This is a genomic window from Streptoalloteichus hindustanus (assembly GCF_900129375.1).
Taxonomy (GTDB): domain Bacteria; phylum Actinomycetota; class Actinomycetes; order Mycobacteriales; family Pseudonocardiaceae; genus Streptoalloteichus; species Streptoalloteichus hindustanus.
In genome coordinates, this window is sequence record NZ_FQVN01000006.1 from 92,593 (window position 1) to 118,513 (window position 25,921).

Genomic DNA, 25,921 nt, shown 5'->3' on the forward strand with positions numbered 1-25,921 from the left:
TCACCCGATAGCGGCATCTCGCGTCCGGGGCGTCCCGCCACCCATCTGGGGCATGTGCCGGTCGGCAATTGCCAACTACTGTGCGGAGCCATCACCGACAGTGTTGCCTCGTCACGGCACGCACTCGGACGTTACAGCGGAACAGCGACGGCGCCATGATCGGGCCGACCGGCGGGCAGCCGTCGTCGGCGGGGGTCCGCGCCTCGATCAGAGGGGCTGCGCACGGATGGCGTGGAGCTACTGGCACCGGGTCGAACTGTTCCGCGTCGTGCGGGGGCAGCGGGTCCTGGAACACGTGGAGGAGATCGACGACCACGGGCCCTACGTCGCCAGGGGCGCCCAGGAGTACGCCCTCACCGTCGCCGAGGACTACCTGGGCAGATGGGGTGGGCCGCCCGGCCGCCGCCTGGTGGCGGTCTGGCGGCTCGACGAGGGCCGCAAGACCAAGCGGCTGTGCGAGGTGGCCCTGAACTGGGCCGGCGCGGGCGGCGCGCCCGACGGGGACGCCCTCGCCCCGGACGCCGGCTCCCGGGCGGCCGCGGACCGGACCGCGGTCGTCTCCATCGGGGCCTGACCGGCCCCTCCCACCGACCTTCCCCTCGGAGCGCCGCGGGCGCCCCGGCGGCCCGCCGCCCTTGAGCACGACCCCCCGGTGCTCGCGGCGGCGGGCCGTTCCGGTCTCCGGCGACGCGTCCGTCGTGGCTCTCCGTGGTGTTGACCTGTGCGAGTTCGTGCCCGCGCGCCCGTCACGCCCAGTAGCTGACGTCGGCCCGCCGGACGGCCGCGCGAGCACCGGGCGGCGGGTGGGCGGGGTTTGTCGCGCGCGGCGCGGAATCGCCCCGGTTCTGGCGTTCCCCGTCTGGCCTGCCCGCTTCCGACGCCCGACCATGGCTGGCTTGTGACGGGGCCGAGATGGCATGGTCACCGGGATGAATTAGTGTTCGGCCACAACAAATTCGCCCCGACCGGCGGGATGGCGCTAGGAATGTCACAGTCTGTGCGGTAGTGTCCGCCACCACTCACCGGATCTGGTGATTGCTGTTCGGTCCTGTTGACAACGTTGTTGACTTTGGGAGGTGGGGTTGGGTGACCGTGCTCGCGGCATCGGATCTACGGCTTGACGCCGGCCCCCTCGACTACGCCCTGCTCGCGATCTACTTCGTGATCGTCCTCGGCATCGGCTACCTGGCCCGCCGCTCGGTGTCGACCAGCCTGGACTTCTTCCTGTCCGGCCGGTCGCTCCCGGCGTGGGTGACCGGGCTGGCGTTCATCTCGGCCAACCTCGGCGCGCTGGAGCTGCTGGGCATGGCCGCCAACGGTGCCCAGTACGGCATCCCGACCGTGCACTACTACTGGATCGGCGCGATCCCGGCCATGGTCTTCCTCGGCCTGGTGATGATGCCGTTCTACTACGGCTCCAAGGTCCGCAGTGTGCCGGAGTTCCTGCGGCGGCGCTTCGGCAAGGGCGCGCACCTGGTCAACGCGATCAGCTTCGCCTGCGCCCAGGTGCTGATCGCCGGCGTGAACCTCTACGCGCTCGCGTTGCTGCTCAACCTCATGCTCGGCTGGCCCATCCCGCTGTCGATCGTGATCGCGGCGCTGGTCGTGCTGGCCTACACCACGCTGGGCGGCCTGTCCGCGGCCATCTACAACGAGGTGCTGCAGTTCTTCGTCATCGTCGCCGCGCTGCTGCCGGTGACGATCATCGGTCTGATCAAGGTCGGCGGCTGGAGCGGGCTGGTCGAGAAGATCACCGCGAGCCCGGGCGGCGGCGAGCAGCTCTCGGCGTGGCCGGCGACCGACCTGACCGGCATCGGCGACGCCACGACGAGCGTCATCGGCCTGGTCTTCGGCCTGGGCTTCGTGCTGTCCTTCGGCTACTGGACGACCAACTTCGCCGAGGTGCAGCGGGCGATGTCGGCCAAGAGCATGTCGGCGGCGATGCGCACCCCGATCATCGGCGCCTACCCGAAGGCGCTGATCCCGGCCATCGTGATCATCCCCGGCATGATCGCGGCCGTCGCGGTGCCGCAGGTGGCCGCGCTCAAGGCCGGCCACGGCGAGGCGGGGCTGGAGTTCAACCACGCGCTGCCGCTGCTCATCAGGGACCTGCTGCCCAACGGCGTGCTCGGGGTGGCGATCACCGGTCTGCTGGCCTCGTTCATGGCCGGCGTCGCGGCCAACGTCAGCTCGTTCAACACGGTCTTCACCTACGACCTGTGGCAGGACTACGTCGTCAGGGACAAGCCCGACGAGTACTACCTGCGGGTCGGCCGCTGGGCGACCGCCGCCGGCGTGCTGGTGGCCATCGGCACCGCGTTCATCGCCTCCGGCTACGGCAACATCATGGACTACATCCAGGCGTTGTTCTCCTTCTTCAACGCCCCGCTGTTCGCCACGTTCATCCTCGGCATGTTCTGGAAGCGGATGACGCCGGCGGCCGGCTGGAGCGGCCTGGTGGCCGGCACCCTCGGCGCGGTCGCGGTGTTCGTGCTCAACAAGGCCGGCGTGCTGAGCCTGCCGGGCCAGGGCGCGAGCTTCCTCGGCGCGGGCGTGGCCTTCGTGCTGGACATCGCCGTGAGCGTGGCGGTCAGCCTGGTCACCCGGCCCCGGCCGGAGGCGGAGCTGGTCGGCTTCGTCTACGGGCTCACGCCGAAGGAGCAGCGCACGCACTCCACGCACGGCGAGGACGCGGGCTGGTACCGCTCGCCGTACCTGCTGGCCGGCGGCGTGCTCGCGCTGACCCTCGTGCTCAACATCATCTTCGGCTGAGGTCAGGAGGACGACGTGACCGACCGGACCGCCACCCCGTCCGCCCCGCGCCGGGCCGGGCTGTTCGACCTGCGCTGGATCATCGGGTTCCTGTTCGCCGTCTACGGCGTGGTCCTCACCGTGCTCGGCCTCGGCTTCACCACCGACGCCGACGTCGCCAAGGCCGCCGGCGTGAACATCAACCTGTGGAGCGGACTGGCCATGCTGGCCACCGCGCTGGTCTTCGGCCTGTGGGCCAAGCTGCGCCCGCTCGCGGTGCCCGCCCCCGCGCCGGACGAGCTCCCCGAACCACCCCCCGGCGTCGACGGCCACCACTGAGCCCACCAGCAACACCCCACCACGGCAGAGCGCCCGGTGCGGCCCCTTCCCGAGGCCGCACACGGGCGCTCTGCCGTTTGAGTGATCGCGAACGAAACCGCGCTCCCCCCACCGCCCCCGTCACCACCCTCGACCCCGTGTCCGCTGTGGAGGATGCGGCAGCCGAAGTGCGCGCCGCCGCCGACCGGCTCCCCGCCCAGGAGATCGCCGTCGCGGCGATTTCCCCGCAGGAGAGCCAAACCGCACTCGTGACCGCCACCGAGGGCACCTGGTCCGACGAGCCCACCCAGGTCTGCGCCTGGCTCGCCTCCGCCCAGCAGAACCTCGCCGAGCTCGCCCAACTCCTCCAGGTCTCCACAAAAGACTCAACCGCTTCGCGGTGCGCAGCGGCAGAGAGGAAGACGGCCTCGACAAGGACCTGGCGCACCCCTGTGGACGCGAGGGTTGGTGCCGACCAAGATGACCAAGCCGGGGGCTGCCAAGCATGTGGAGATGAAAGTCGCCTACAGAATGCGGGAGAGCGACACGACGTGTGTGGAGCTGGCCATCAACAACACGGTGGACACGGCGACCTGGGGCTGTGACGCCCTGCTCTCCCAGGTCCTCCGACGGGGTCAGATGCTGATCATCCACGACGACGAAGGCACGAAGATCTACAGAGGTCGGAGCGAATGACCTACAGCGCGCACTTCCACCTGCAGGCCCGACAGGGAGCTTTCAGCGAAGCCGCTCGGACAGACGACGAACTGGCCCGCCTGTTCGAGCGCTTGACCGAAGCCAAGGGCATCAAACACAACCCTTCGCTCCACATCGTGGAGCGGCCTCGATTCGGCCCGGCGGAGGTCCCCGACCACGGCCTGAAGCTCGACGTCGATGTGGCTGCGGGGATAGGTGCGCTGGCCTACTTCGGCCCGGACTTCAGTGCCCCGTCGATGTCGTTGTCCGAGCCGGAGATTCCGCACGCGCCCGTTCTGTATCGCGATCGTGGCATCGGTGAGCCCTTCCCGGCCAACGCGGTCATCCCCTTGGAGAAGGTGCGTGAGGCGGTGTTGGAGTTCCGCCGCTCTGGTGGGCGGCGGCCGACGTGCGTGGAGTGGCAGGAAGCGGACGAGTGGTGAAGTCCGGACCGAGATGGCAGGAGCGAACTACACGCTGGAGTTCGGCCTGGAGGCCGCGACCGACGATGCCACGATCATCGCCCGAACCGTGCAGGAGGTCGACGCCGCGTTGGAACGCGTCATCGCCGCAGCCTCCACGTTCAACCACAACCCGACGGCGTTCGTGGTCGAGCGCCCGAGGTTCGGCCCTCTCCAGTTTCCGGACCACGGGCTCAAGATCGACGTTGACCCTCGTCTCGGGGTTGCGGCGCTCGCCTGGGTCGGCCCGGACTTCGACTGTCCCTGGGTGACGAAGTCCGATCGCCCCGTGCCCGGGGCGAGCCTGCACAAGGACATCGATTCCGCCACTCCGTTTCCGGACGACGCGGCCATCACCCTCGATCAGCTTCGGGCTGCTGTGCACGAGTTCCGTGAGTCCGGTGGACACCGTCCGAAGTGCGTTGAGTGGCAGGAAGCCGACGGGTGGTGATCAGGCCGACGTGGCGAGAGCGAACTACACGCTGGAGATCTACCTGCAATCCGAGGTCGAGGACGCGCTCCCGATGTTCGCGCGTACTCGTGAGGAGGTGGACTCGGCAGTCGACAGGCTCACCGCCGCCGCTGCCGGGTTCAACCACAACCCCGCCATGCATGTGGCTGAGAGGCCGAAGTGGGACGACATGCCCGACCACGAACTACGGCTCGACATCGATCCTGAGGCGGGGATGGCAGCCCTGCGTTACTTCGGACCCGACGATCCGGCCGGCCAAGTAACGCTCGGGGAGCCCTCTTCAGCGCGGCTTTACCGGGACATCGACTCCGCCACCGAGTTTCCCACCAATGCGGCTATCACCCTCGATCACCTTCGGGCTGCTGTGCACGAGTTTCGTGAGTCCGGCGGACGGCGGCCGAGGTGCGTGGAGTGGCAGGAAGCCGATGGGTGGTGATCAGGCCGAGGTCGGTCAGGTTATGCGGCCGCGCCCGTGCGGCCGTCCCCGGGAGGGGAGGGCGCACGGGCGCGGTGTGGGTTCTGCGTCGCGTCAGCGGCGACGGCCGCGGTGGGGGAAGACCGGGTTGAAGGCCTCCAACGTCCACTCGTCGAGACGGCGGGCCGCCCTGGCCACCGCGTCCCGCAGCGGGGCTCGGTGCTGACGGCCGCGACGGGTCTGGTCACTCGTCACTGGCATGCTCGGCGTTGCTCCTCGTGCTCGCACTGGCTCGGCTTGGGCCCCGTTGCCCGCACTCCTCCCAGCGTGTTGATCTTCTGTATCGTTCCCGAACCGGAGCGTGACGCTGACCACGCCGTTTCGTGTCCGCCATCCGGGGCAATCGCGGGTTCTGCCTCCGGGAACGCGCCCGGCTCGCTACGGTGCTCGTCGTGCCCCGCTCCACCCGACTCGCGTCGTTCGCCGTCGTCCTGACCTCCGCCGCCGTCGTGCTCGCCGGCTGCGGCTCGTCCGTGGACCTGGCCAAGGTGACCTTTCCCCGCAGCACCGTGCCCGCGGCCGGCGCCGGCAGCACCACGGGGACGACGCCGAACCTGCCGGAGGGGCCGGTCGACCCCGCCTTCGCCGTCGACAAGCTCCGCCAGGTCGACGTGTGCAAGCTGCTCGACAAGGAGATGCTGAGCCAGCTCGGCACCCCGGGCGAGCCCTCGATGGCCGGCTACAGCAAGTGCTCGAACTACATGAAGGACAAGGCCGGCAAGAAGCTGAGCATCTCGGTGACGGTGGGTGACTCGCTGCTGGGGGTCAAGGCCAACGCCGAGATCGGCGGCCTCCAGGCGAACGTCGACGGCGAGACGATCGGGAAGACCTGCTTCCTGAAGGTCGTCACGCACGGCGGCCGGCTGCCGATGGGGGTCTCGTTCCAGGTCGCCGTCGACGAGGGCGACCCGTGCGCCCCGGCGCGCAGGGTCGCCGAGCAGGTCGTCGAGCGAATCCGCAAGCAGCCGCCCCAGCGTCCCGCCGAGCCGGGCACCCTGGCCACCGTCGAGCCGTGCTCGCTGCTCGACCAGGCCGGTCGGGCCGAGGCCCTCGGCGGCGAGACCAGCGAGCGGCGCAACGGCCTGAGCCAGTGCACCTGGGGCGTCTCCGGCATGGACGTCTCGGTCGACCTCCTGCTCGGCTCGGCCGCTGCCAACGAGAACGGCGAGGCCGTCGACCTGGGCGGGGTGAAGGCCCGGCAGCGGAAGAAGGACGAGGGCGCCTACCCGTCCTGCCAGATCTCCTGGGAGCACCGCAAGACCGCCGGCAACCGCGCCGAGCTGGTGCGGGTCGAGATGAACAACATCAAGAAGGCCAACCTCGACCCGTGCGCGAAGGCGATCGGCGTCGCCAAGGCCGTCCTGCCCAAGCTCCCCAAGGGCTGAGCCGGCACCGGGCACCAGCCCGCTGCCCCGTTTCCCCCTCTGGGTAACGAAAAGCTGTGCGGCTCTGTCTCCACAGTGGACTGCGATCCTCGGGATGTCAGGCCAGGCAAGACCCTGCCCGTGGGTGCCTTCACACCCGCCGCCTGCGGGCCGCCGCCCGGTTGAGTCGCCACTGGTTCCACCGCCGCCACAGCTTCCGCACGGGACGGATCTTCACGATCACCGGCCACAGCACGCCCAGCCACACGACGACGCACACGACCAGCAGAACGAGGTGAACGCTCACGGGACCACCCCCGGCTCTCGTTGGACGCGGGCGGGACGCGGTGCTTCCCAGCGCCGGTCGCTCCGGAAGCTGGGGGCCTCCCGGCAGGACCGGCTGCCCGCTGCCACGTCCCACCCGCGCCCTCACGCTGTCGGAGATCAAGTACCTGGAGTGACAGTGCGGTGACAGCTCGTGCGGGTGATCCCCTACCCTGGAGGCGCTCAGCTCACTCGGGAGGTTTCCCGTGGTCGCTCTCGGTCAGAAGATTTCGGCGGCCCGCAGGCTCGCAGGACTCACACAGGCGCAGCTGGCGAGCCGGACCCACTACTCGCTCTCGTATGTCAGGGCAGTCGAACAGGGGCGGGAACCGGCGTCCCCCGCCTACATCGCGACGGTCTCGCGGGCACTCCGCGTCGACCCGGACGATCTTCTGGGGATTCCGTACCGGGAGACCCTGGAGAAAGATGGCCCGCTGGAGGGCATGACGGAACTGCGCGCCATCCTCGCCGAGGGGGTGTACGTCCGCCCGGTCGAGCCGAGTCCGCCGGAGAAGTTGGCTGCCGAGGTGGAAAGAGTCAACGCGGTCTACCGGGTTGACCGGGGGCGAGACGCCCTCACGCGGTTGCCGGGCATTCTGCGGCAGATTCATGGCGCGGTGCGGGAAGCGAGGACGGAGGGCGAGCGAGCTCGGGCCTACTCGTTGTTGGCCTCGGGATACGTGACCACCGAGCGTCTCTGCAGGCGTTTCGGATACATGTCCCTGTGCACTCCGGCCGTCGACCGCATGGAGTGGGCGGCGAGCCACGCGGACGACCCCTTGTACGTCGCGCAGGCGAAGGTGAAACGCGCCCGTGTCCTCATGTACCTCGACGCGACCGACGTGAGTCTCAAGCTCGTCGAGCAGGCCCTGTCCGAGATCAAGGGCACTGGCGAAGCGGCGGTCGCGGTGCGCGGCTACTCGCATCTCTGCGGCGCGATCGCGGCGGCGCGAGCCCGAAACCTCCCGGTCGCCCGGGCACATCTCGAAGAGGCGGCTCTCCTCGCCAAGAAAGTGCGCGGAGTGGAAAGCTCGGCGTACGGCACGTTGTTCGGCCCGACGAACGTCAGCATCCACGCCTGCGCCGTCGAGATGGAGGCGGGGGACCCCGGGAAGGCGGCGCACGACGGGACCCAGCTGCGCATCCCACGGGGAATCGCGCCGCCACGAGCGGGACACCACTGGCAGGACACGGCCAGGGCATGGCTCCTCGCCGGGAAGCCCGCGAAGGCGCTCGACGCGTTGAACTGCGCGCGAAGAATCGCTCCCCAGCAGACACGCCTTCATCCCGGTGTGCGCGAGACCCTGCGAGGAATCGCGGAATCCGAACGCAGGCGCTCGGAAAGCCTGAACTCCTTCGCCGGGTGGCTGGGACTCCGGGTCTGAGCGTGTGAACTCACGAAGCTGATCAAGTCGGCGGGGATGTCGGTCTAGCGGTGGCGGACCGTCCCCGTCTCCGTTTCCGCCTCGGTCTTCGTCGCCGGTCGGGGTGGGGAGGGGTGCGGTTGGTGGCCTGACGCGCCTGGCTCGGGTCGAGGTCGGGACGACACACCTGTTGGGGACGCCGGTTTCGGTGGACAACGCGGCATTTGCCGCTACTCTTCGGTAACCCGTCCGCCGGCCCCAAGGGAGGCGTGTCGATGAGCCCTCTGGCACCAGGACGAACGATGTCCCCGCACGACAGGGCGGAGGAGGACGGGCCGGAGACGCTCGTCTCGCTCGATCCCCGCACCGGCGAGGTCGTCGGCAGGCATCCCGTGCACGGCCCGGACGAGGTCGCGGCGGTGGTCCGCGAGGCGCGGTCCGCCGGGGAGTGGTGGGCCGGGCTCGGCTTCGCCGGGCGCGCCCGGCGACTGGCCGACTGGCGCCGGCTCCTCGTGCGCCGACTCGACGAATTGGCCGCGCTGGTCTGCGCGGAGACCGGAAAGCCGCTCGACGACGCGCGCCTGGAGCTCGTGATGGTGGTCGACCACCTGCACTGGGCGGCGCGCAACGCGGAGCGGGTGCTGCGCCGGCGGCGCGTTCCCTCCGGCCTGCTGATGTACAACCATGTGGCGTCCCTGGAGTACCTGCCGCTCGGCGTGGTCGGCGTGATCGGACCGTGGAACTACCCGGCCTTCACGCCCATGGGCTCGATCGCCTATGCCCTGGCGGCCGGCAACGCCGTGGTGTTCAAGCCGAGCGAGCTGACGCCCGGCGTGGGGGAGTGGCTGGCGGCCTCCTTCGCCGAGGTGGTGCCGGAACAGCCCGTGTTCAGCGTGGTCACCGGGTTCGGCCCGACCGGCGCCGCGCTCTGCCGGTCCGATGTGGACAAGATCGCCTTCACCGGGTCGACGGCCACCGGGAAACGCGTGATGGCGGCCTGCGCGGAGAACCTGACCCCGGTGCTCATCGAGTGCGGCGGCAAGGACGCGTTGATCGTGGACGAGGACGCCGACCTCGACGCGGCGGCGGAGGCCGCGTTGTGGGGCGCGATGTCCAACGCCGGCCAGACCTGCGTCGGCGTCGAGCGGGTGTACGTGGTCGAGCCGCTGGCCGACCGGTTCGTCGAGCTGTTGGTGGCCAGGGCGGCCGGGCTGCGGCCCGGCGGCGAGCCGGGGGCCGACCTCGGGCCGATCACCATGCCGGCCCAGGTGGACGTGATCCGCAGACATGTCTGCGATGCGTTGGACGGCGGCGCGCGGGCCGTGGTGGGCAGCAGGGATTCGGTCCGCCCGCCCTACGTGGAGCCGGTGGTGCTGGTCGACGCGCCGGAGGATTCCCCCGCCGTCGCGGAGGAGACCTTCGGCCCGGTGGTCGTCGTGAACCGGGTGTCCGATGTGGACGAAGCGGTGCGCCGCGTGAACGCCAGCGGCTACGGGCTCGGCGGAGCGGTGTTCTCGCGGTCGCGCGGCGCCGAGCTGGCGCGCCGCGTCCGCGCGGGCATGGTCGCGGTGAACTCGGTGCTGTCGTTCGTCGCCGTGCCCGCGTTGCCGTTCGGCGGGGTCGGCGACTCCGGGTTCGGCCGCATCCACGGAGAGGACGGCCTCCGCGAGTTCGCCAGGGCGCAGGCCGTCACCCGTCGCCGGTTCGCGGCGGTGCTGCACCCCATGACGTTCGACCGGGGCTCGCGCACGGTACGCCGGTTGGTCCGGCTCGTCCGTCTCCTCCACGGCCGGTAGCCCCTGCCGGAAGCACGAACGGGAGGGTGTGGCGTCACCACACCCTCCCGTTCGGGAAGAAGAACGCTCAGCCCTGGGTGAGCCGGTGTTCGAGGTCGTCGAGCACCGCGTTCGCCGCGAGCAGGCCGAGGCCGAGGAACCACGTCTCGTCCGCGACGGGCTGCGCGTGCCCGGCCTTCACCGCGCCGAGCTGGCTCCACAGTGGACCGGCCAGCGCCGCGTCCATCCCCGTCTTGGCCGGGTCGCCGTAGCTGCCGACCAGGATCCAGTCGGCGTCGGCCTTCGTGAGGTTCTCGGTGCTGATCTCCACGGCGAGGTCCTCGACCCGCTGCGACTCGGGCCGGGGCAGACCGGCGTCGGCGAGGATGGTGCCGACGAAGGACTTCGCGGCGTAGAGCCGCACCTTGTTCGGCATGAAGCGCAGCATCGAGATCGTCGGCCGGCGGCCCGCCTTCTGCTCGACGCGCTCGCCGACCTCCCTGGCGCGCCGCTCGTAGTCGGCGATCAGCCGGTCCGCGTCGGCGGCCCTGTCGAGCGCGGCGGCGTTGACCCGGAAGTTCTGCTTCCAGGTGAAGCCGGGGCGCAGGGTGAAGATCGTCGGGGCGATCGCGGCCAGCTTGTCGTACTGCTGGTCCAGCCGCAGCACCGAGCCCAGGATCAGGTCCGGCCGCAGGTTCTGGATCGCCTCCAGGTTCAGGTTGTTGTTGTTGCCGACGGTGACCGGCTGGCCGCCCCGGTCGCCCACGTAGGACGGCATCTTCGGCGAGCCCTCGGTGTAGGCCACGCCCACCGGGCGGACGCCCAGCGCGATCACGTTGTCCAGCTCGCCCGTGTCGAGGACCACGACCCGCTCCGGCCGCTTCTCCAGCCGGGTCTCGCCCTTCGCGTGCTTGATCGTCCGGGGGAACTCGCCGGGCTTCGCGGTGGTGCCGAACTCCGCGGTGCGCCGGTCGGCGTCCCGGAACCCGTCCTTGCCCTGGGCCACCTGGGGCTGCGCGGTCTGCGACTGGCTCTGCGCCGACCGGTCGCCACACGCGGTCACCGACAGCAGGGCGGCGGCGGCCACGACCGCGGCCACCGGTCTGATCCAACGGGTCACTCGTCACTCCTTCTCCGGCCGCCGGCGGTCTCGCCCCCTCACCACCTGCGGATTCACTCGCTTAGGTGAGCCTAACTCGCCCCTCCCGCCCCGGTGCCCCTGGCCCGCGCCGGCATCGGATTATGCGAGAACGCGACTAGCCATTGACGCTGAGTGACCACCCTCCTAAGGTGCCCCCCGCGTTCGCGCCCCACCGAGGAGGTTGGCCCGTGGAGACCGAGTCGCTGTTCACGGAGGTTGGCGATGCGCCTGGAAGGTGACGACTGGCGAGCGTTCTTCGACGCGTACGAGCGCGACGCCTTCCGGTTGGAAACCCTCCCGGCCTACGGGGTGGCGAGTGAGGACGAGGAGTACCGCGTCTGGCGCGAGACCGGCCGCCTGGACGTCGCGGACGACGATCCGTGGCTGGTGCGTGTGCGCAATTACCGAATGACGGGACGCACTGTTGGCCGTGTCCACGTCGTGACACGGCCCTTGTCGGAGTACCTCCGGTTCGAGTTCGCCTTCTACCGGCACAGCTCGGCGGCGGGGGAGCAGATCCGAATTCTGGATGTGACCGACTGCCCTGATCCGGTGTCCGGGGCGCAGGACTTCTGGTTGTTCGACGACTCCGAGGTGGTGCTCATGCACTACCGGGAAGACGGAACGCAGATTGGCCGGGAGCTGCTGGAGGGCGAGGACCCGAGCCCATATGTGGAGTTGAAGCGGCTGGCCTTGCTGCACTCCGTGCCTTTCTCGGAGTACCGCGAGGAGTGAGGCTCGACCCACAGCGGGCGGGGGAGGATCGCCGGCGTCTCGCGTCGGCGCTTCGAAAGCTGCGCAAAGCGTCGGGCCTGTCCGGTGAGCGGCTCGCCCGGCGCCGCAACATGAGCCAGACCAAGATATCCCGGATCGAGAACGACAGAGTCCTTCCATCTCTCGTGGACGTCGAGCGAATCCTGCACGCGCTTTCCGTGGACAGGACCACGAGCGAGGAACTTCTGGGGCTCGCCAGGGTGGCGATCACGGAGTTTCGGAACATCAGGGCGTCGGTTCGTCGAGGGCTTCACCATCGTCAACGGGAGCTGGCGACTCTGGAGGCCAATGCGACAAGTATGCGGTACTTTCTTCCCGCACTCGTCACCGGGCTTCTGCAGACCCCTGAATACATGAGCAGGGCCATGAACATGGCTGTGGAGCCAGCACAGGGTGACACAACGCGTGCCATCGCGCTCAAGCTCCAGAGGCAGGCCGTTCTTCGGGATCCGGACAAACGGTTCTGTTTTCTGCTGACCCAGCAGGCCGTCCTGTGGCAGCTTTGCCCGCCGCCGGTCATGGCACTCCAGGTTGACCGGCTTGTCGCACTGTCCCGGCTTCCATCCGTGCGGATCGGCATCCTGCCTTTGGGTAGGGATGTCGAAGTGGGTCCCATGAACACCTTCACTGTGTATGACGAAACGCTGGCGACTGTGGAGACCTTCACCGGGCAAATCGCACTGCGGGACCCCAACGACGTCGCGTACTACCTGGTGCTGTTCTCCTACTTCGAGGAGCGCGCTCTGTGGGGAGACGAGGCGAGGGCGGTGCTGGTCGCGATCTCGGGCCAGTTCGCGCGGCCGCGTGAGTGATGTGGCGGACGGCTTCTGTCGCGTCCGGTCCTTGGTGGACGGTGGCGGGCGCGGCGCGGTGTTGGTTCTTGCTTGGACGCCGGCTTCGGCTCGGGTAGGAAGGTCGCACGCGTGTTCGCCGGCTGTTCGGACGGCAAGGAGACCCGCCGTGAAGAAGATCATCAATGATCCGTCCACCGTGGTGGTCGAGGCGATGCGCGGCCTGGCCGCCGCCCACGGCGACCTGCTGCGGGTGCACGAGGACCCGGCGTACGTCGCCAGGGTGGACGCCCCGAGACGCGGCAAGGTGGCGGTCGTCTCCGGTGGCGGCTCGGGGCACGAGCCGTTGCACGGCGGGTTCGTCGGGCTCGGCATGCTCGACGCGGCCTGCCCCGGCGCGGTGTTCACCTCGCCCACGCCGGACCAGGTGCAGGCCGCGGTGGCGGCGGTGCACGGCGGAGCCGGCGTGCTGCTGCTGGTCAAGAACTACACCGGCGACGTGCTGAACTTCGAGACCGCCGCCGAGCTGATCGGGGCCGAGGGCATCGACGTGCGCACCGTCGTCATCGACGACGACGTCGCCGTCAAGGACTCCACCTACACCGCCGGGCGGCGCGGGGTCGGCGGCACGGTGCTGCTGGAGAAGATCGTCGGCGCGGCGGCCGAGCGGGGCGACGACCTGGCCGCCTGCGAGGCGCTGGCGCGGCGCGTGGTGGCCGGCGTGCGCTCGCTGGGCGTGGCGCTGACCGCCTGCACCGTCCCCCACCTGGGCGAGCCGACGTTCACCCTGGCCGAGGACGAGATGGAGATCGGCATCGGCATCCACGGCGAGCCCGGCCGGGCCAGGGCGCCGCTGGAGCCGGCCGACGGGATCGTCCGCCGGCTCGTGGCCGGGGTGGTCGAGGACCTGCCGTTCGCCGAGGGCGACCGGGTCCTGCTGTTCACCAACTCGATGGGCGGCACCCCGCTGGTCGAGCTGTACCTGGCGCACGGGATCGCCGAGCGGCTGCTGGCCGAGCGGGGCGTCCGGGTGGAGCGGCGGCTGGTCGGCCCGTACGTCACCAGCCTGGAGATGCAGGGCATGAGCGTCACGCTGTTGCGACTGGACGACGAGCTGACCGAGCTGTGGGACGCGCCGGTGCGCACCCCGGCGCTGCGGTGGGGGGCGTGAGCGTGACCTGCACGGCGGAGGACCTGGTCGTCGCGCTGCGCGCGGTCTCGGCGGCGGTCGTCGACCACGGCGACGAGCTGACCGAGCTGGACCGGGCGATCGGGGACGCCGACCACGGGGAGAACATGCGACGCGGGTTCCTCGCGGTGGCGGCCAAAGTGGACAGTCCAGGGCAGACGACGCCGGCGGCGGTGCTGAAGGCGGTCGGCACGACCCTGATCTCCACCGTCGGCGGCGCTTCCGGTCCGCTCTACGGAACGGCGTTCCTGCGCGCGGCCACCTCCCTCGCGGATGTGTCCGAAGTGGACGGTGTCGCGGTCGCGGCGGCGCTGCGGGCCGCGCTGGGCGGCGTTGTCGCCAGGGGCCGGGCCGAGGTCGGGGACAAGACCATGGTGGACGCGCTGGCGCCGGCAGCGGACGCCGCCGCGACGGCGGCGGAGGGCGGTGGCGACGTACCAGCCGTCCTGGCGGCGGCGGCCGAGGCGGCCGAGCGGGGAGCCGAGTCGACGAAACCCCTGGTGGCGCGCAAGGGGCGTGCTTCCTACCTCGGCGAGCGCAGCGCCGGCCACCTCGATCCGGGCGCGCGGTCCACGGCGTTGGTCCTGCGCGCCCTGGCCACGGCGGCGGGTGCGCGATGACGGTCGGACTGGTTCTGGTCTCGCACAGCGCCAAAATTGCGGAGGGGCTGGCCGAGCTGGCCGCCCAGATGGCCCCGGACGTCCCCGTCCTGCCGGCGGGCGGCGGACCTGACGGCGACCTCGGCACCGACTACGACGCGGTGGCGACGGCCGTCGACCGCGCGGACCGGGGCGACGGCGTGGTCCTGCTCTACGACCTCGGCAGCGCCCAGATGACCGCCGAGCTCGTGGTGGAGGGGCTCAGCGCGCCGCGTCGCGCGCACGTGGTGGAGGCGCCGCTCGTGGAGGGCGCGGTGGCGGCGGCGGTGGCCGCGCAGGGCGGCGCCGACCTGGACGGCGTGGTGGCCGCGGCGGCCATGGCGGCCGGGACCGCGGGCGAGGTCGCCGGCGGACCCGACCAGGAGTTCGCGGCGGGCGCCGCGGGCATGTCGACCCTCCCACCGAGCGCCGGGGCCGCTGAGCGGGGGCCCGCGGTGTCCGCGAACGTGGTGCTGCGCAACGAGGTCGGCCTGCACGCGCGCCCTGCCGCGCTGCTCGCGCGGTCGATCGCCGACCTCGACGCCGAGGTCGTGGTGGAGTACGCGGGGACGGAGGCGGACGCCCGCAGCGTCCTCGGGCTGATGGGCCTCAACGCGCGCGGCGGCGACACCGTCGTGGTGCGGGCGTGGGGAGCCCAGGCCGAGGAGGCGGTGCGGCGCGTCCGGGACCTCGCCGACCGGCACTTCGACGAGTGACGTCCGGCGGACCGGGATGGGTGGCGAACCTCACCCCGGCCGTCAGGGAGGCCGTGGCAGGATCACGGACATTACTGGCGCGTAGGGTGACCGGCCGTCGGTGTGCCCGACCCTCGACGCAGCGGGAGGATGGCCTTGGCCCGGGAGATCACAACGGTGGGCGTCGTCGGCCTGGGCACCATGGGTGCCGGCATCGCGGAGGTGTTCGCCCGCAACGGACTGCGGGTGATCGCGGTCGAGGCGAACGAGAAGGGCGTTGAGCGCGGACGCGGCCACATCGTGCACTCCACGGAGCGCGCGGTGCGGCGCGGCAAGCTGCACGAGGGCGAGCAGCGGGCGCTGATGGACCGCATCCGCTACAGCACCTCGATGGACGACCTGGCCGAGGCCGACTTCGTGGTCGAGGCGGTGCCGGAGCGCATGGAGCTCAAGGCCAAGGTCTTCGCCGAGCTGGACCGGGTGTGCCGGCCGGATGTCGTGCTCGCCTCCAACACCTCGTCGTTGTCGGTCACCGAGATCGGCGTGCACACCAGCCGCCCCGGCAAGGTCGTCGGGATGCACTTCTTCAACCCGGCGCCGGTGCTCAAGCTGGTCGAGGTGGTGCGCACCGTCGTCACCGAGCCCGAGGTCGTCGACGACGTCGTGGAGTTGGCCAAGCGGCTCGGCAAGGTCCCCGTGGTGATCAACGACCGCGCCGGGTTCATCGCGAACGCCCTGCTGTTCGGCTACCTCAACCACGCCGTGCGCATGGTCGAGACGCGGTACGCCTCGCGCGAGGACCTCGACGCCGCCATGCGGCTGGGCTGCGGCTACCCGATGGGGCCGCTGCAGCTGCTGGACCTGATCGGTCTGGACACCACCTACGAGATCCTCGACACGATGTACCACCAGTCGCGCAACCGGCTGCACGCCCCCGCGCCGCTGCTCAAGCAGATGATCACGGCGGGGCTGCTGGGCCGCAAGACCGGGCGCGGCTTCTACACCTACGACGAGCCGGACTCGCCCGTGGTGGTGCCGGACGGGCACACCCCGACCGAGTCCGGCGAGGCCGCCCCGGCGACCCGGCCGGTCCAGCGGGTCGGCGTCGTCGGCACCGGCACGATGGCCACGGGCATCGTGGAGGTCTTCGCCAAGGCCGGCTACGACGTCGTCCTCCGGGCCCGCAGCGACGAGAAGGCCGCCAAGGCGCTGACCGCCGTCCGCGGGTCGCTGGAGAAGGCCGTGGTGCGCGGCAAGCTCGACGACGCGAGCCGGGACGCGGCGCTGGCCCGCATCCAGACCACCGTGCGCTTCGACGACCTCGCCGACTGCGACCTCGTGATCGAGGCCGTCGTGGAGGAGCTCGCGGTCAAGAAGGCCGTGTTCGAGACCCTGGACGAGGTGTGCAAGCCGGGCGCGGTCCTGGCCACCACCACCTCGTCGCTGCCGGTCATCGAGTGCGCCGCCGCGACCTCGCGCCCCGGCGACGTCGTCGGCATGCACTTCTTCAACCCGGCGCCGGTGATGAAGCTCGTCGAGGTCGTGCGCACCATCGCCACCGACCAGGACGTGGTGGACACCGCGAAGGCCGTGTGCGCCAGCCTCGGCAAGCAGCCGGTGTCCTGCGGCGACCGTGCGGGCTTCATCGTCAACGCGCTGCTGTTCCCGTACCTCAACGACGCGGTCAGGATGCTGGAGGCGCACTACGCCTCGGCCGACGACATCGACAACGCGATGAAGGTCGGCTGCGGCATGCCGATGGGGCCGTTCGAGCTGCTCGACGTGGTCGGCCTCGACGTCTCGCTGGCCATCCAGCGCACCCTCTACCTGGAGTTCCGCGAGGCCGGCTTCGCCCCGGCGCCCCTGCTGGAGCAGTTGGTGACCGCCGGCCGCCTGGGCCGCAAGACCGGCAAGGGATTCCGCGACTACTCCGCATGACGTGGGAGGGTGGTGCGGGCGAGGACTCCCTCGCCCGCACCACCCCGTCCCCTCGCTCAGAAGTCGACGCCCCGCACGACGTACCCGCCCTGCTCGACCTTGTAGAACGGCGCGGGACCCGAGCACCGGGGCACGCTCTCCTCGAAGCCGTTGGTGGCCCAGCTCCACCCGACGCGGTCCGCGCGGCCGTTGTCCTGCACCGTGAAGCCGACCCGCTTCCCGACGAGCTGGACGTTCGGCGGCAGCCCCGGCACGGTGGCGCGCTTGATCACGCCGGTGGTGACCGCGGTGTTCCCGCCCGTCATCAGGCAGTCCACCTCGCCGTCGAACTGGGCGAACAGCGTGCCGTCGGGCAGGTGGTGGGTGACCCGGAACGTGCCGCGGCTCGTCGCCGGGTTCCCGTGCGCGTTGATCTCGAACCGCACGGGGTGGTTCTCGAACCCCGGCCAGTGCAGCTTGCCGCCGCCCTTGCCGACCAGGTGCGACTCGGCCGGCGGCGCGGCGGCCGGCTCCGCGGCGCTGGCGCCGGGCGCGGCGACCGCGACGGCGGCGAGGGTGGCGGCAAGACCGGTGAGCACGACTCCGGCTCGACGAACGCGGCTCTTCTGGCGACTGGACATGAGATCCCCCTCAGGTACTCGGCCACACCGGAGACCTCGATGTCGTGGTGCTCGGGTCTCCTGACGCGCACGGGCGGTCAGCGCGAACCATGTGTCCACTGTGGATCTTCTCTGGTTCCACTGTGGACAGTTTGTCCGTCTCGGTGCGCCTTCCACTCTCGTCGGCCCGGAACGCCACGGGCTCCCGCTGGCGATGGTTTTCTCTCGTCCTTGGGAGGGAGGCGGGACTCGCTCTGCGGAAGGAGATCGCCGGGATCGAGGGGAGGGTGCCGGAGCCGGGGTGCTCACCGTGCTGGCCCCTGGTCTGGCGATCGCTACCGGCCGTTGTCGAACTGGTAGGCGATGGCAGTCCAGTGCGACCCGCTGTCAGAGGGACAACCTTCCACTGGACCACACCTGGCGAACCCTCTCGTCATGTTCACCCTTTCGGGCTCGGAGTTATCCACATGCCCGGAGGTTGTCCACAGTGGGCCTTGTTCGGGTTTTTCCCGCCTGGCATGGCCGATAGGCTGGACGCGGGGCTCGCCCCCCGGGCGGGAGGGGGCTGTCACGAGGGCCAGAGGACCGCGGGGTCGAACGTCACCGGAACAGGGGCGCCGGTGTTGGTCACGCTGGTTCCCGGATTGGCCGTGGTGTCCTCGACGTATCGGCCGCTGACCAGACGGTGGGCGACAATGGTCGGCGCTTGCGGGATTCCGTCCTGGTGCACCGCCCAGAAGTAGGGCACGCCCGCTTCGGCGTAGCCAGCCGCTTGTCCTCGCGTTCGCGCCGCCGGTTGCCGGGAGACCAGATCTCCACGGCGAGGAGCGGGTTCTCCGGTCTGAGACTCCCTCCGACCGGCTTCGTGTCGATCACCGCGATGCCCGGGACGAACGCGTTCCGTTGTTCCGTGCTGAGCTCGACGCCGATCGCCGTCACCGCATGGAGGTCGGTGCGGCCGGCCCTCCGCAGCGCGTTGGTCAACACCGTGCGGAGCACGTCGCCGACGTACTGGTGGTGCATGGCGGGAGGAGGCGACACACAGAACTTCCCGAAGATCAGCTCGATGCGAGAGCCGCCCGGTCGTGGGTCGAGCCTGAGCCAGTCCTCCACTGTGAACGGCCCAAGCGGATCGTGCGGAGCCGCGCTCATCACGCTCAACCCCCGGCTGGCCGGTGCTGATCTCAGCGTCGCATCAACGCCGCGACACGAACGGGTTACCCGCAGCAGCCACCGCCGCAGCAGCCGCCACCGCTCGGAGCCGGGGCGCTCGCGCCGCCGCGACCGGTGACGGCGACCGTGGACAGCAGCTTGACCGTGTCGTCGTGGCCGGACGGGCAGGTCGCGGGATCGGAGGCGGCGCTCATCGGGCGGTTGACCTCGAACGTGTCCCCGCAGGCGCGGCAACGGAACTCGTACCTCGGCATGCTCCCATTGTGCCGGGCCGGCCGGTGGAACAGGCAGCGACGGCGACGACAGCGAACGGACGCCACCCCGGCCCGGATCGGGGTGAGCCGGGTGCCCACCACACCCGGTGGTGGGGTTGGTCCGTCCCACGGCGTGGTGCGTGCCTCTTCCGGGTGAAGCGGACCAGTTACCGTTCTGCCGTGCCGCGCCGCAACCGACCCCGCCGCCCCGGGGGAGCCTCCGGGGGCGACGAGCCGCGCCCGCTGGGCGCGGCCAGCTGGGCGCGGCACGAGACCGGGCAGGACGGCGACTGGCTCGTCCGCACCGTCTCCGGGAGCCAGACCGTGAAGACCTACCGGTGTCCGGGCTGCGACCACGAGATCGCCCCGGGAACCCCGCACGTGGTCGCCTGGCCCGCCGACGAGTACGGCTCGGCCGCGGACCGCCGGCACTGGCACAGCGGGTGCTGGAACGGCCGGCACCACCGCCGGCCGGCCCGCCGGCGGTGGTGAGCGGTCACCCCCGAACGGCGAGTTCCGTCACATCCAGCTCCTCCTCGACCTCCGGTCGAGTGAGGTCCGGTGGCAGGATCGAGGGTTGTGAGCACCGAGATTCGCGCCAACACCGTGCTGCCCGCCCACCGGGAGCCGATCACGCTGCACACCGCGGACGGGCTGGAGCTGATCGGTGAGCTCTCGCTGCCCGAGTCCGGGACTCCGCGCGCCACCCTGGTCTGCCTGCACCCGCTGCCCACGCACCGCGGGATGATGGACTCGCACGTCATCCGCAAGGCCGCGTGGCGGCTGCCGGCGCTGGCCGACATCGCCGTCCTGCGGTTCAACACGCGGGGCACCGCGAGCGAGGCCGGCCGCAGCCAGGGCGAGTTCGACAACGCGGTGGGGGAGCGGTTCGACGTCGCCGCCGCCCTGGAGTACGCCGACTTCCACGACCTGCCGAACATCTGGCTGCTCGGCTGGTCGTTCGGCACCGACCTCGCGCTCATGCACGGCTGCGACCCGGTGGTGCGGGGCGCGGTCCTGCTCTCCCCGCCGCTGCGCTTCACCCAGCCGGAGCACCTGCGGAACTGGGCCGAGTCCGGCCGACCGGTGCACTGCTTCGTGCCCGAGTTCGACGACTACCTCCGGCCGGAGGAGGCGCGCACGCGGTTCGCCGCGATCCCCCAGGCCGAGGTCGTGCCGTTCGCCGGCGCCAAGCACCTGTGGGTGGGCCGGGCCGAGGACGTGCTCGACGCGCTCGTCGCCCGGGTCGCCCCGGAGGTGCCGACGCCGCTGCCCCGGACCTGGGACGGGCCGTCGGAGACCCGTCAGGTCACGATCGTCGACTCGTGAACACGAACGCCTCGGCGCCGTCCAGCACGATCGTGCCGGTCAGCGGGAAGCCGAGGCGTTCGGCCACCCGGGCCGCCGCCGCGTTGGTGGTCGCGGTGCGGATGACCACCGGCTCGGGCCGGACCCCGTGCGCCCAGTCCACGGCGGCCCGGGCCATCTCGGTGGCATAGCCGCGACCCCACGCGCTCGGCCGGAAGCGGTAGTAGAGGTTCAGCGCCGGCCGGCCGTCGAACTCGAAGAGCCGCAACCCGCCGAACCCGACGACCTCCCCGGTCGTGGCCACCTCGATCGCCCAGTAGCCGATGCCGTGCCGGGCCCAGTCGCGCTGCCAGGCGACCAGGTGCTCCCGCACCTCCTCCGGCCCGGCCGGCCCGGTCGGGTTGTGCCGGTTGGTCTCCGGGTCGCCGTGGACCTCGATCATCGCGGTCAGGTCGGCCTCGCCGATCCTGCGGAGCACGAGACGTTCGGTGCGGATCTCCTCGGGGGGCTTGCTCACGGACGCACGGTAGGCCCGGCCTCCGACAGTCTCACGCCGTTTTCCGCACATCTCGCGTGGGCCGTGCGGGGCGCGGTACCGCTGGTGGCGGAGGGTGTTCCCTCCCCGGCGGGAGGTGGGGCGGAGGCGCCGTGGCGAGGGTGGTGGCATGCCCTCCCGAGCCAGGCTGGCCGCCGTTCCCGCCCTCGCCGCGTCGACGTGGGGGTTCCTGTTCGCCCTCGTGCACCTCTACTGGTTGCTGGGCGGCAGAGCGGGTCTGCCACCGGAGCTGTCGCTGTTCGGCGAGGGGCAGCGCGTGTTGCTGGTGATCGACGTGATCGCGATTCCGCTCTGCCTCGGCGCGGGCTTGCTCGCGGCGGTGTTGGCGCTGCCCGGGAGGCGGCGGCCGATCCCGCGCCGCCTGGCGCTGGCCGGCGCGTGGGGAGTCGGCGCGGTGTGCGTCGTGCACGCCGCGCCGTCCGCCGTCGACTGGGCGCGCCTGCCCGGTGGGCACCACGTCCCACTGTCCACAATGGAACGTTTCGGGATCTTCCTGTACGAGCCGTGGTTCCTGGTCGGGGGTGTCCTCTTCTGCCTGGCGGCGTGGGCGTTCGGGCGCGTGACGCCGCGTGTTCCCGAGGAGGCCTGAGGAGGTCTGAGGTGGCTTGAGGAGCGACCGGCCTCAGTCTCGGCGCGGCTTTCAGTCGATGCGGCTTTCCGGCAGACGGGCGAGGATCTCGCGCACCACCGCGTCGGGCGTCATGTCCGAGGTGTCCAGCCACAGGCCCAGCCGTGGCGTCTGCTCGCGCAGCACCTTGTCCAGCGCCTCGATCGACCAGATGTCGTAGCCGTCCTTGTCCCGACCGTGCTCCCTGCCCACGACGGCGGCGGGGGCCGGGGCGAGGACCACGAGATGCGCCGGGCGGGTCCGGAGCGCGGCGAGGTAGCCGGGCAGCTCCTCGCCGATGATCACGTCCTCGACGACGGTGTCGAACCCGGCCTCGTGGAACGAGTCCGCCAGCGCCGCCGACTGCCGGTAGCGCAGCCGGAGCTGGGCGAGCGCGTCGTCGGACGGGTCGGGCGACATGTCGACACGGCCGGTGCGCACCATCTCGCGAACCAGGTCGCCCTCGACGAACGCGCCGCGGGAGAAGCTGTCGGCGAGCAGCCGACCGACGGTCGTCTTGCCGCTCGCGGAGATCCCGGTGATGACGATCAGGTGGGGACTGGTCATGAGAGGCAGGATAGGAAGGGTGCATGTGATCGACAACGGAATTGGCCGCGCCCTCGTGCTGCTGCACGCCTTCCCCGTCGACGCCGGGATGTGGGACGCGGTGCGGGCTCCGCTCGCCGAACACGTCCGCGTGGTCACCCCCGACCAGCGCGGGCTGGGACGGACGCCGTTGGCCGACGGCGCCGAGCACCCGCCGCCCGACCTCGACGCGGTCGCCGGGGACGTGCTCCGCCTGCTCGACGACCTCGGACTGGAGCGGGCCGTCCTCGGTGGTTGCTCGATGGGCGGCTACGTGGCGATGGCGGTGCTCCGCAGGGCGCCGGAGCGCGTGGCCGGCCTGGTCCTGGCCAGCACCCGGGCCAGCGCCGACGGCGAGGAGCAGCGCGCCACCCGCCTCGCGGCGGCCGCCCGCGCCGAGGCCGACGGCACCGCCGGTTGGCTGGCCGACGCCATGCTGCCGAACCTCCTCGGCGTGACCAGCCGGGACGAGCGACCCGAGGTGGTGGCCACCGTCCGCTCGCTGGTGGAGCGTCAGCCGGCCTCGGGGGTCGCCTGGGCGCAGCGCGCGATGGCGGCCCGTCCCGACTCCAGCGACCTGCTGCGCGCCACCCGGGTGCCGGCGCTCGTGCTGGCGGGAGCGGAGGATCGCCTCATGCCCCCCGAGGTCGCACGCGGCCTGGCCGACCTCCTGCCGAACTCGGAACTGGCCGTCCTGCCCCGCAGCGGCCACCTCGCCCCGGTGGAGACCCCGGACGCCTTCTCCGCCAGCGTGCTCGACTGGCTGGCCCGCACCTTCGACTGACCATGGACGGTCGGACCTCCGACGACAGCTCCCGCCCAGCGACCCCTGATCGAACGATCCAAGGCCCACCTTCGTGATTCCCGGCCGGATCACCCGTGTCAGCCACGAGAACTGTCGCCCGCTTCTGCCACTCTAAAAACAGGGGGTCCCCCTGGTAACACCGTTTTGGACGATTTTGCGGCCACCACAAGCCGAATTCGTCAGCACGAACAGTGTTTCGGCATCCAGTCTGACAAACCGTGCTCCTTCGTGCGGAGCGGGCACGGGGTTCGTGCGGAACGGCCCCGCATCCGTCCACTGAGGACAGATGCGGGGCCGTTCGTCTGTCGGCGCCGCCGGTGTCAGCGCTTGCTGCGGGCGCGTCCCTGCGTGGGCTTGCCGCCGCGCTGCTGGTTGGGCTGCTGCTGGTTGTTCCGCGGCGGCTGCTGCGGAGGCGGCTGGGGCGTCGGCTGCTGCTGGCCCTGCGGCATGGGCGGCGGGCCCTGCGGGCCGGGCGCCGGCGGGCGCGGCGGCTGGTTGCCCGGGCCGCCGGGCCGCATCGGCGGTGGCGGCGGCACCTGCTGCCGGGGCTGCGGCCCGGGCGGCGGCGTCGGCAGCTGAATGCGCTTGGTGGGCGGGTCCAACTGCTCGACGGTCGGCCGGGGCAGCTTCTTGGTCGGGCCGTCGATGTGCCTGGTCGGCTCGTTCTTGGCCGCCTCGTTCCTGGCCGGGGGAGCGGGCTTGGCGGCGTCCGGCGCCGGGCCGGGCTTCGGGGCGTTGACCTTCTCGGTCGCCGCGTCGGCCGGCCTGCCCGCGCCGCCCGGGGCCGACGGGCCCTGCGGGCTCGGGGTGACCGCCTGCTGGGCGGGCCGCTTCTCCGCCTCGGCTCCGACCGGCTTCCGCGCCTTCGGGTCGCCGGGCTTCGGGGCCGGCTTCGCCCCGGCCGCCGCCTCGGGCTTCTGCTCGGCCTGGGCCGCGTCCTGGCCCTGCGGCGCGCCGCCGGCCTTGACCGTCGCGTCGGCCGGCTTGTCCTGGGACTTGCCAGCGTCCCCGCCGGCGGCCTTGTCGCCCTTGTCCGTGGTCGACGACGCGGTCTCGTCGCCAGCCTCGGCATCGGCCTTGTCAGCCTTGCCAGCCTTGTCGGCCTTCGGGTCTGTGTTTCCGCTGCCCGTGCCGGAGCTGCCCTTGTCCGAACCGCCCGTGCCGGACTCGACCTTGCCGGACCCGGACCCGGACCCGGACCCGGACCCGGACCCGCCGTCCGCCTCGCCGGTGGTCTCCTTGGGCGACTTCGGGTCGGAGCCCTTCTTGTCGTCCGTGCTGGCGGCGTTGTCGGCGCTGCTGGTCTTCTTGTCCGAACCCTTGTCCGACTTCTCGCCCTCGCCGCCATCCACGGCGTCGCCGCCATCGGCGCTGCCAGTGCCGACAGCGCCTTCCTTGCCGTCCTTGTCTTCCGTCCTGGACCGGGGCCCGTTCTCGGCGCCCGACTCCGGCGCGGTCGGCTCCGCCTCGGGCCGGGTCCGGCCGGCGAGCACGTCGTCCTCGTCGGCGTCCGGCGTGAGCTTCGGCGCCGCCTCGTTGACCAGGCCGTGCAGCGTCTGCATCTCGCCGTGCAGGTTCTGCATCTCGGTCTGCATCGACCGCAGGTGGCTCTGCGTGCCCACGAGCTGGTCGAGGATGCGGCCGCGCAGCTCCCGCAGCTCGCCGACGCGCCGGGTGGCCTCGCCGACCCGCCGGGTCGCCTCCTCGGTGGCCAGGCGGACGCGGCGGTTGGCCTCCTCGGTGGCCTCCCGGACCCGCCGGTTGGCCTCGTCGGTGGCCTCGCGCACCCGCCGGTTGGCCTCGTTGGTCGCGTCCTGCAGCTTCTGGGCCGACTGCTGCGTGGCCTCCTGCAGCTTCTGGTTGGCCTGCTGGGTGGCCTCGTGCACCCGCCGGTTGGCCTCGGCGGTCGCCTGCTGCAGGTGCTGCCCCGCCTGCTCCACCCGCCGGTTGGCCTCGGCGCTGGCCTCCTGCAGCTTCTGGTTGGCCTGCTGGGTCGCCTCGGCCACCCGCCGGTTGGCCTCCTCCGTCGCCTCGTGCAGGCGGCGGCTGGCCTGTTCGACGCGGCGGTTGGCCTCCTCGGTGGCCTCCCGCACCCGGCGCTCGGCCTCGGCCTTGCTCGCGGCCTCCTGCTCGGCCAACGACCGCATGGCCTCGGTCCGCCGACCGGCCATCGCGATCTCGAAGTCCTCCTCCACCTGCTTGCGGCGGGCCGCGGCCTCCGCCTCCAGGTGCTGCTGGCGCTGGTTGGCCTCGCGGGTGGTGCGCTCCGCCTCGGCCCTGGCGCGCTCCAGGACGCCGCGGTGCTCGGCCTCCATCTCGGTGCGCCGGGCGTCCATGTCGGCGATCAGCTTCTCGTAGCGGGCGCGCAGCTCGGCGCCCTCCTGCTCCGCCTTGGCACGGATGTGGGAGGCCTCGGCCTGGGCGCGCGACCGGATCTCGGCGGCCTCGTCCTGGGCCAGCCGCAGCATGCGCTGCAGCCGCTCGCTCATTCCCTCGACGGTGGTGGGCGGCTGGGCCAGCCGCTCCACCTGGCCGCGCAGGCTCTCGATCTCGGTGCGGGCCACCTCGAGCTGACGCGCGAGATCCGCCGCCTGGGAGACCGCGGCGTCGCGGTCCGCCGCGAGGATGCGGAGATCGGCGTCGAGCCGTTCGAGGTGTTCGTCCACCTGCGCGCGGTCGTAGCCGCGGCGGGCGATGTCGAATCCCACCCCGAGCGGGACCAGGTCACGGTCGTCGGCAAGGCCCATATTCCTCACGCTACCTGGGAGTGGTGGCTGATCGGTGACGCACCGCCGGCGCCAACGGCATTGGTAACGCAAGAGTGGCCTCCGCGCCGGGTGAAACGCGGAGGCCACTCTCGAAGGGGAC

The 25,921-nt window shown here is 71.4% G+C and carries 28 protein-coding genes and 2 pseudogenes; 20 read left to right on the top strand and 10 right to left on the bottom strand.

Features of this window, described 5'->3' with window-relative positions:
* Nucleotides 1-226: 226 nt before the first annotated feature.
* From BUE43_RS19205 to BUE43_RS19235, 7 genes are all read left to right on the top strand, one after another.
* A complete protein-coding gene (locus BUE43_RS19205) occupies nt 227-574 on the top strand; it encodes a hypothetical protein (RefSeq protein WP_073485190.1) in 348 nt (115 codons plus the stop codon).
* A 512-nt stretch (nt 575-1,086) separates the two neighbouring features.
* Complete coding sequence (locus BUE43_RS19210) at nt 1,087-2,772, top strand: sodium:solute symporter family protein (RefSeq protein ID WP_073485192.1); 1,686 nt, start codon at nt 1,087-1,089, stop codon at nt 2,770-2,772.
* A 15-nt stretch (nt 2,773-2,787) separates the two neighbouring features.
* Nucleotides 2,788-3,090, top strand: a complete 303-nt coding sequence (locus tag BUE43_RS19215; protein WP_073485194.1) for a hypothetical protein — start codon at nt 2,788-2,790, stop codon at nt 3,088-3,090.
* A 459-nt stretch (nt 3,091-3,549) separates the two neighbouring features.
* On the top strand, nt 3,550-3,765 hold the full coding sequence (locus tag BUE43_RS19220) for a DddA-like double-stranded DNA deaminase toxin (protein WP_268844438.1): 216 nt from the start codon (nt 3,550-3,552) through the stop codon (nt 3,763-3,765).
* Complete coding sequence (locus tag BUE43_RS19225; RefSeq protein WP_073485198.1) at nt 3,762-4,208, top strand: Imm1 family immunity protein; 447 nt, start codon at nt 3,762-3,764, stop codon at nt 4,206-4,208. The genes BUE43_RS19220 and BUE43_RS19225 overlap by 4 nt, the downstream gene beginning before the upstream one ends.
* Nucleotides 4,209-4,221: 13 nt before the next feature.
* A complete protein-coding gene (locus tag BUE43_RS19230) occupies nt 4,222-4,677 on the top strand; it encodes an Imm1 family immunity protein (protein WP_073485200.1) in 456 nt (151 codons plus the stop codon).
* Complete coding sequence (locus BUE43_RS19235) at nt 4,628-5,134, top strand: Imm1 family immunity protein (RefSeq protein WP_143174259.1); 507 nt, start codon at nt 4,628-4,630, stop codon at nt 5,132-5,134. Before BUE43_RS19230 ends, BUE43_RS19235 begins: the two co-directional genes overlap by 50 nt.
* A gap of 93 nt (nt 5,135-5,227) precedes the next feature.
* Here the strand turns inward: BUE43_RS19235 and BUE43_RS34280 are convergent, their stop codons facing one another.
* Entirely contained in the window at nt 5,228-5,374 is a 147-nt protein-coding gene (locus BUE43_RS34280) for a hypothetical protein (RefSeq protein WP_159447757.1), read from the bottom strand.
* 191 nt (nt 5,375-5,565) lie between these two features.
* Here BUE43_RS34280 and BUE43_RS19240 point away from each other — a divergent pair, with 191 nt between their 5' ends.
* Entirely contained in the window at nt 5,566-6,558 is a 993-nt protein-coding gene (locus BUE43_RS19240; protein ID WP_159447758.1) for a DUF3558 family protein, read from the top strand.
* Between the two features lie 130 nt (nt 6,559-6,688).
* Here the strand turns inward: BUE43_RS19240 and BUE43_RS34285 are convergent, their stop codons facing one another.
* Nucleotides 6,689-6,844, bottom strand: a complete 156-nt coding sequence (locus BUE43_RS34285) for a hypothetical protein (RefSeq protein WP_159447759.1) — start codon at nt 6,842-6,844, stop codon at nt 6,689-6,691.
* A 223-nt stretch (nt 6,845-7,067) separates the two neighbouring features.
* Here BUE43_RS34285 and BUE43_RS19245 point away from each other — a divergent pair, with 223 nt between their 5' ends.
* Entirely contained in the window at nt 7,068-8,246 is a 1,179-nt protein-coding gene (locus tag BUE43_RS19245) for a helix-turn-helix domain-containing protein (protein WP_073485206.1), read from the top strand.
* A 281-nt stretch (nt 8,247-8,527) separates the two neighbouring features.
* Nucleotides 8,528-10,021: an aldehyde dehydrogenase family protein gene (locus BUE43_RS19250; protein ID WP_143174260.1), complete on the top strand. Its 1,494-nt coding sequence runs from the start codon at nt 8,528-8,530 to the stop codon at nt 10,019-10,021.
* Between the two features lie 67 nt (nt 10,022-10,088).
* On the opposite strand, the gene BUE43_RS19255 is transcribed toward BUE43_RS19250, so the two are convergent.
* Nucleotides 10,089-11,120 carry an ABC transporter substrate-binding protein gene (locus tag BUE43_RS19255; protein ID WP_073485210.1) on the bottom strand — a complete coding sequence of 344 codons (1,032 nt, stop codon included), beginning with the start codon at nt 11,118-11,120 and terminating at the stop codon, nt 10,089-10,091.
* 243 nt (nt 11,121-11,363) lie between these two features.
* Between BUE43_RS19255 and BUE43_RS19260 the strand changes: the two genes are divergently transcribed.
* The 6 genes from BUE43_RS19260 (at nt 11,364) to BUE43_RS19285 (ending at nt 17,166) form a co-directional block, all read left to right on the top strand.
* Nucleotides 11,364-11,876 (top strand): DUF6879 family protein, encoded by a 513-nt coding sequence (locus BUE43_RS19260; RefSeq protein WP_073485212.1) that lies wholly within the window; start codon nt 11,364-11,366, stop codon nt 11,874-11,876.
* Complete coding sequence (locus BUE43_RS19265) at nt 11,873-12,727, top strand: helix-turn-helix domain-containing protein (protein ID WP_073485214.1); 855 nt, start codon at nt 11,873-11,875, stop codon at nt 12,725-12,727. The genes BUE43_RS19260 and BUE43_RS19265 overlap by 4 nt, the downstream gene beginning before the upstream one ends.
* Before the next feature lie 148 nt (nt 12,728-12,875).
* Complete coding sequence (dhaK, locus tag BUE43_RS19270; protein WP_073485216.1) at nt 12,876-13,877, top strand: dihydroxyacetone kinase subunit DhaK; 1,002 nt, start codon at nt 12,876-12,878, stop codon at nt 13,875-13,877.
* Between the two features lie 2 nt (nt 13,878-13,879).
* Nucleotides 13,880-14,515: a dihydroxyacetone kinase subunit DhaL gene (gene dhaL, locus BUE43_RS19275; protein ID WP_073486039.1), complete on the top strand. Its 636-nt coding sequence runs from the start codon at nt 13,880-13,882 to the stop codon at nt 14,513-14,515.
* Nucleotides 14,512-15,249, top strand: a complete 738-nt coding sequence (gene dhaM / locus BUE43_RS19280; RefSeq protein WP_073485219.1) for a dihydroxyacetone kinase phosphoryl donor subunit DhaM — start codon at nt 14,512-14,514, stop codon at nt 15,247-15,249. Before dhaL ends, dhaM begins: the two co-directional genes overlap by 4 nt.
* Before the next feature lie 135 nt (nt 15,250-15,384).
* The gene (locus BUE43_RS19285; protein WP_073485221.1) at nt 15,385-17,166 is read left to right on the top strand and encodes a 3-hydroxyacyl-CoA dehydrogenase family protein; all 1,782 of its coding nucleotides are present in this window, start codon (nt 15,385-15,387) and stop codon (nt 17,164-17,166) included.
* Between the two features lie 56 nt (nt 17,167-17,222).
* Here the strand turns inward: BUE43_RS19285 and BUE43_RS19290 are convergent, their stop codons facing one another.
* From BUE43_RS19290 to BUE43_RS19300, 4 genes and pseudogenes are all read right to left on the bottom strand, one after another.
* On the bottom strand, nt 17,223-17,786 hold the full coding sequence (locus BUE43_RS19290; protein WP_234995801.1) for a hypothetical protein: 564 nt from the start codon (nt 17,784-17,786) through the stop codon (nt 17,223-17,225).
* Nucleotides 17,787-18,333: 547 nt separating this feature from the next.
* Nucleotides 18,334-18,513 carry a hypothetical protein gene (locus tag BUE43_RS35225; protein ID WP_234995802.1) on the bottom strand — a complete coding sequence of 60 codons (180 nt, stop codon included), beginning with the start codon at nt 18,511-18,513 and terminating at the stop codon, nt 18,334-18,336.
* A 32-nt stretch (nt 18,514-18,545) separates the two neighbouring features.
* Nucleotides 18,546-18,917: pseudogene (locus tag BUE43_RS35990) on the bottom strand (Uma2 family endonuclease); the annotation flags it as partial.
* 65 nt (nt 18,918-18,982) lie between these two features.
* On the bottom strand, nt 18,983-19,192 hold the full coding sequence (locus BUE43_RS19300; protein ID WP_073485228.1) for an FmdB family zinc ribbon protein: 210 nt from the start codon (nt 19,190-19,192) through the stop codon (nt 18,983-18,985).
* Between the two features lie 180 nt (nt 19,193-19,372).
* On the opposite strand from BUE43_RS19300, the gene BUE43_RS19305 reads away from it, so the two are divergent.
* Both BUE43_RS19305 and BUE43_RS19310 read left to right on the top strand, forming a co-directional pair.
* A complete protein-coding gene (locus BUE43_RS19305; protein ID WP_073485231.1) occupies nt 19,373-19,684 on the top strand; it encodes a hypothetical protein in 312 nt (103 codons plus the stop codon).
* A gap of 87 nt (nt 19,685-19,771) precedes the next feature.
* Nucleotides 19,772-20,521, top strand: coding sequence for an alpha/beta hydrolase (locus tag BUE43_RS19310; protein ID WP_073485233.1), 750 nt, complete (start codon nt 19,772-19,774; stop codon nt 20,519-20,521).
* Here the strand turns inward: BUE43_RS19310 and BUE43_RS19315 are convergent.
* Nucleotides 20,502-21,017 carry a GNAT family N-acetyltransferase gene (locus BUE43_RS19315; RefSeq protein ID WP_073485235.1) on the bottom strand — a complete coding sequence of 172 codons (516 nt, stop codon included), beginning with the start codon at nt 21,015-21,017 and terminating at the stop codon, nt 20,502-20,504. The genes BUE43_RS19310 and BUE43_RS19315 overlap by 20 nt on opposite strands.
* A gap of 148 nt (nt 21,018-21,165) precedes the next feature.
* Between BUE43_RS19315 and BUE43_RS19320 the strand changes: the two genes are divergently transcribed.
* Entirely contained in the window at nt 21,166-21,645 is a 480-nt protein-coding gene (locus tag BUE43_RS19320; protein WP_073485237.1) for a DUF3995 domain-containing protein, read from the top strand.
* A gap of 51 nt (nt 21,646-21,696) precedes the next feature.
* Here the strand turns inward: BUE43_RS19320 and BUE43_RS19325 are convergent, their stop codons facing one another.
* Nucleotides 21,697-22,230, bottom strand: coding sequence for an AAA family ATPase (locus BUE43_RS19325; RefSeq protein WP_073485239.1), 534 nt, complete (start codon nt 22,228-22,230; stop codon nt 21,697-21,699).
* A 19-nt stretch (nt 22,231-22,249) separates the two neighbouring features.
* Here BUE43_RS19325 and BUE43_RS19330 point away from each other — a divergent pair, with 19 nt between their 5' ends.
* Complete coding sequence (locus BUE43_RS19330) at nt 22,250-23,032, top strand: alpha/beta fold hydrolase (protein ID WP_073485241.1); 783 nt, start codon at nt 22,250-22,252, stop codon at nt 23,030-23,032.
* Between the two features lie 1,997 nt (nt 23,033-25,029).
* Here BUE43_RS19330 and BUE43_RS35230 read toward each other — a convergent pair.
* Nucleotides 25,030-25,800 (bottom strand): annotated as a pseudogene (locus BUE43_RS35230) (DivIVA domain-containing protein); the annotation flags it as partial.
* Nucleotides 25,801-25,921: the final 121 nt, after the last annotated feature.

Coding starts and splice junctions, on each gene's coding strand:
- BUE43_RS19220 (WP_268844438.1), top strand. CDS start 3,550: ATGACCAAGCCGGGGGCTGCCAAGCATGTGGAGATGAAAGTCGCCTAC.
- BUE43_RS19290 (WP_234995801.1), bottom strand. CDS start 17,786: ATGTCCAGTCGCCAGAAGAGCCGCGTTCGTCGAGCCGGAGTCGTGCTC.
- BUE43_RS19230 (WP_073485200.1), top strand. CDS start 4,222: ATGGCAGGAGCGAACTACACGCTGGAGTTCGGCCTGGAGGCCGCGACC.
- BUE43_RS19260 (WP_073485212.1), top strand. CDS start 11,364: ATGCGCCTGGAAGGTGACGACTGGCGAGCGTTCTTCGACGCGTACGAG.
- dhaM (WP_073485219.1), top strand. CDS start 14,512: ATGACGGTCGGACTGGTTCTGGTCTCGCACAGCGCCAAAATTGCGGAG.
- BUE43_RS19225 (WP_073485198.1), top strand. CDS start 3,762: ATGACCTACAGCGCGCACTTCCACCTGCAGGCCCGACAGGGAGCTTTC.
- BUE43_RS19205 (WP_073485190.1), top strand. CDS start 227: ATGGCGTGGAGCTACTGGCACCGGGTCGAACTGTTCCGCGTCGTGCGG.
- BUE43_RS34280 (WP_159447757.1), bottom strand. CDS start 5,374: ATGCCAGTGACGAGTGACCAGACCCGTCGCGGCCGTCAGCACCGAGCC.
- BUE43_RS19250 (WP_143174260.1), top strand. CDS start 8,528: ATGTCCCCGCACGACAGGGCGGAGGAGGACGGGCCGGAGACGCTCGTC.
- BUE43_RS19320 (WP_073485237.1), top strand. CDS start 21,166: ATGCCCTCCCGAGCCAGGCTGGCCGCCGTTCCCGCCCTCGCCGCGTCG.
- BUE43_RS19300 (WP_073485228.1), bottom strand. CDS start 19,192: ATGCCGAGGTACGAGTTCCGTTGCCGCGCCTGCGGGGACACGTTCGAG.
- BUE43_RS19325 (WP_073485239.1), bottom strand. CDS start 22,230: ATGACCAGTCCCCACCTGATCGTCATCACCGGGATCTCCGCGAGCGGC.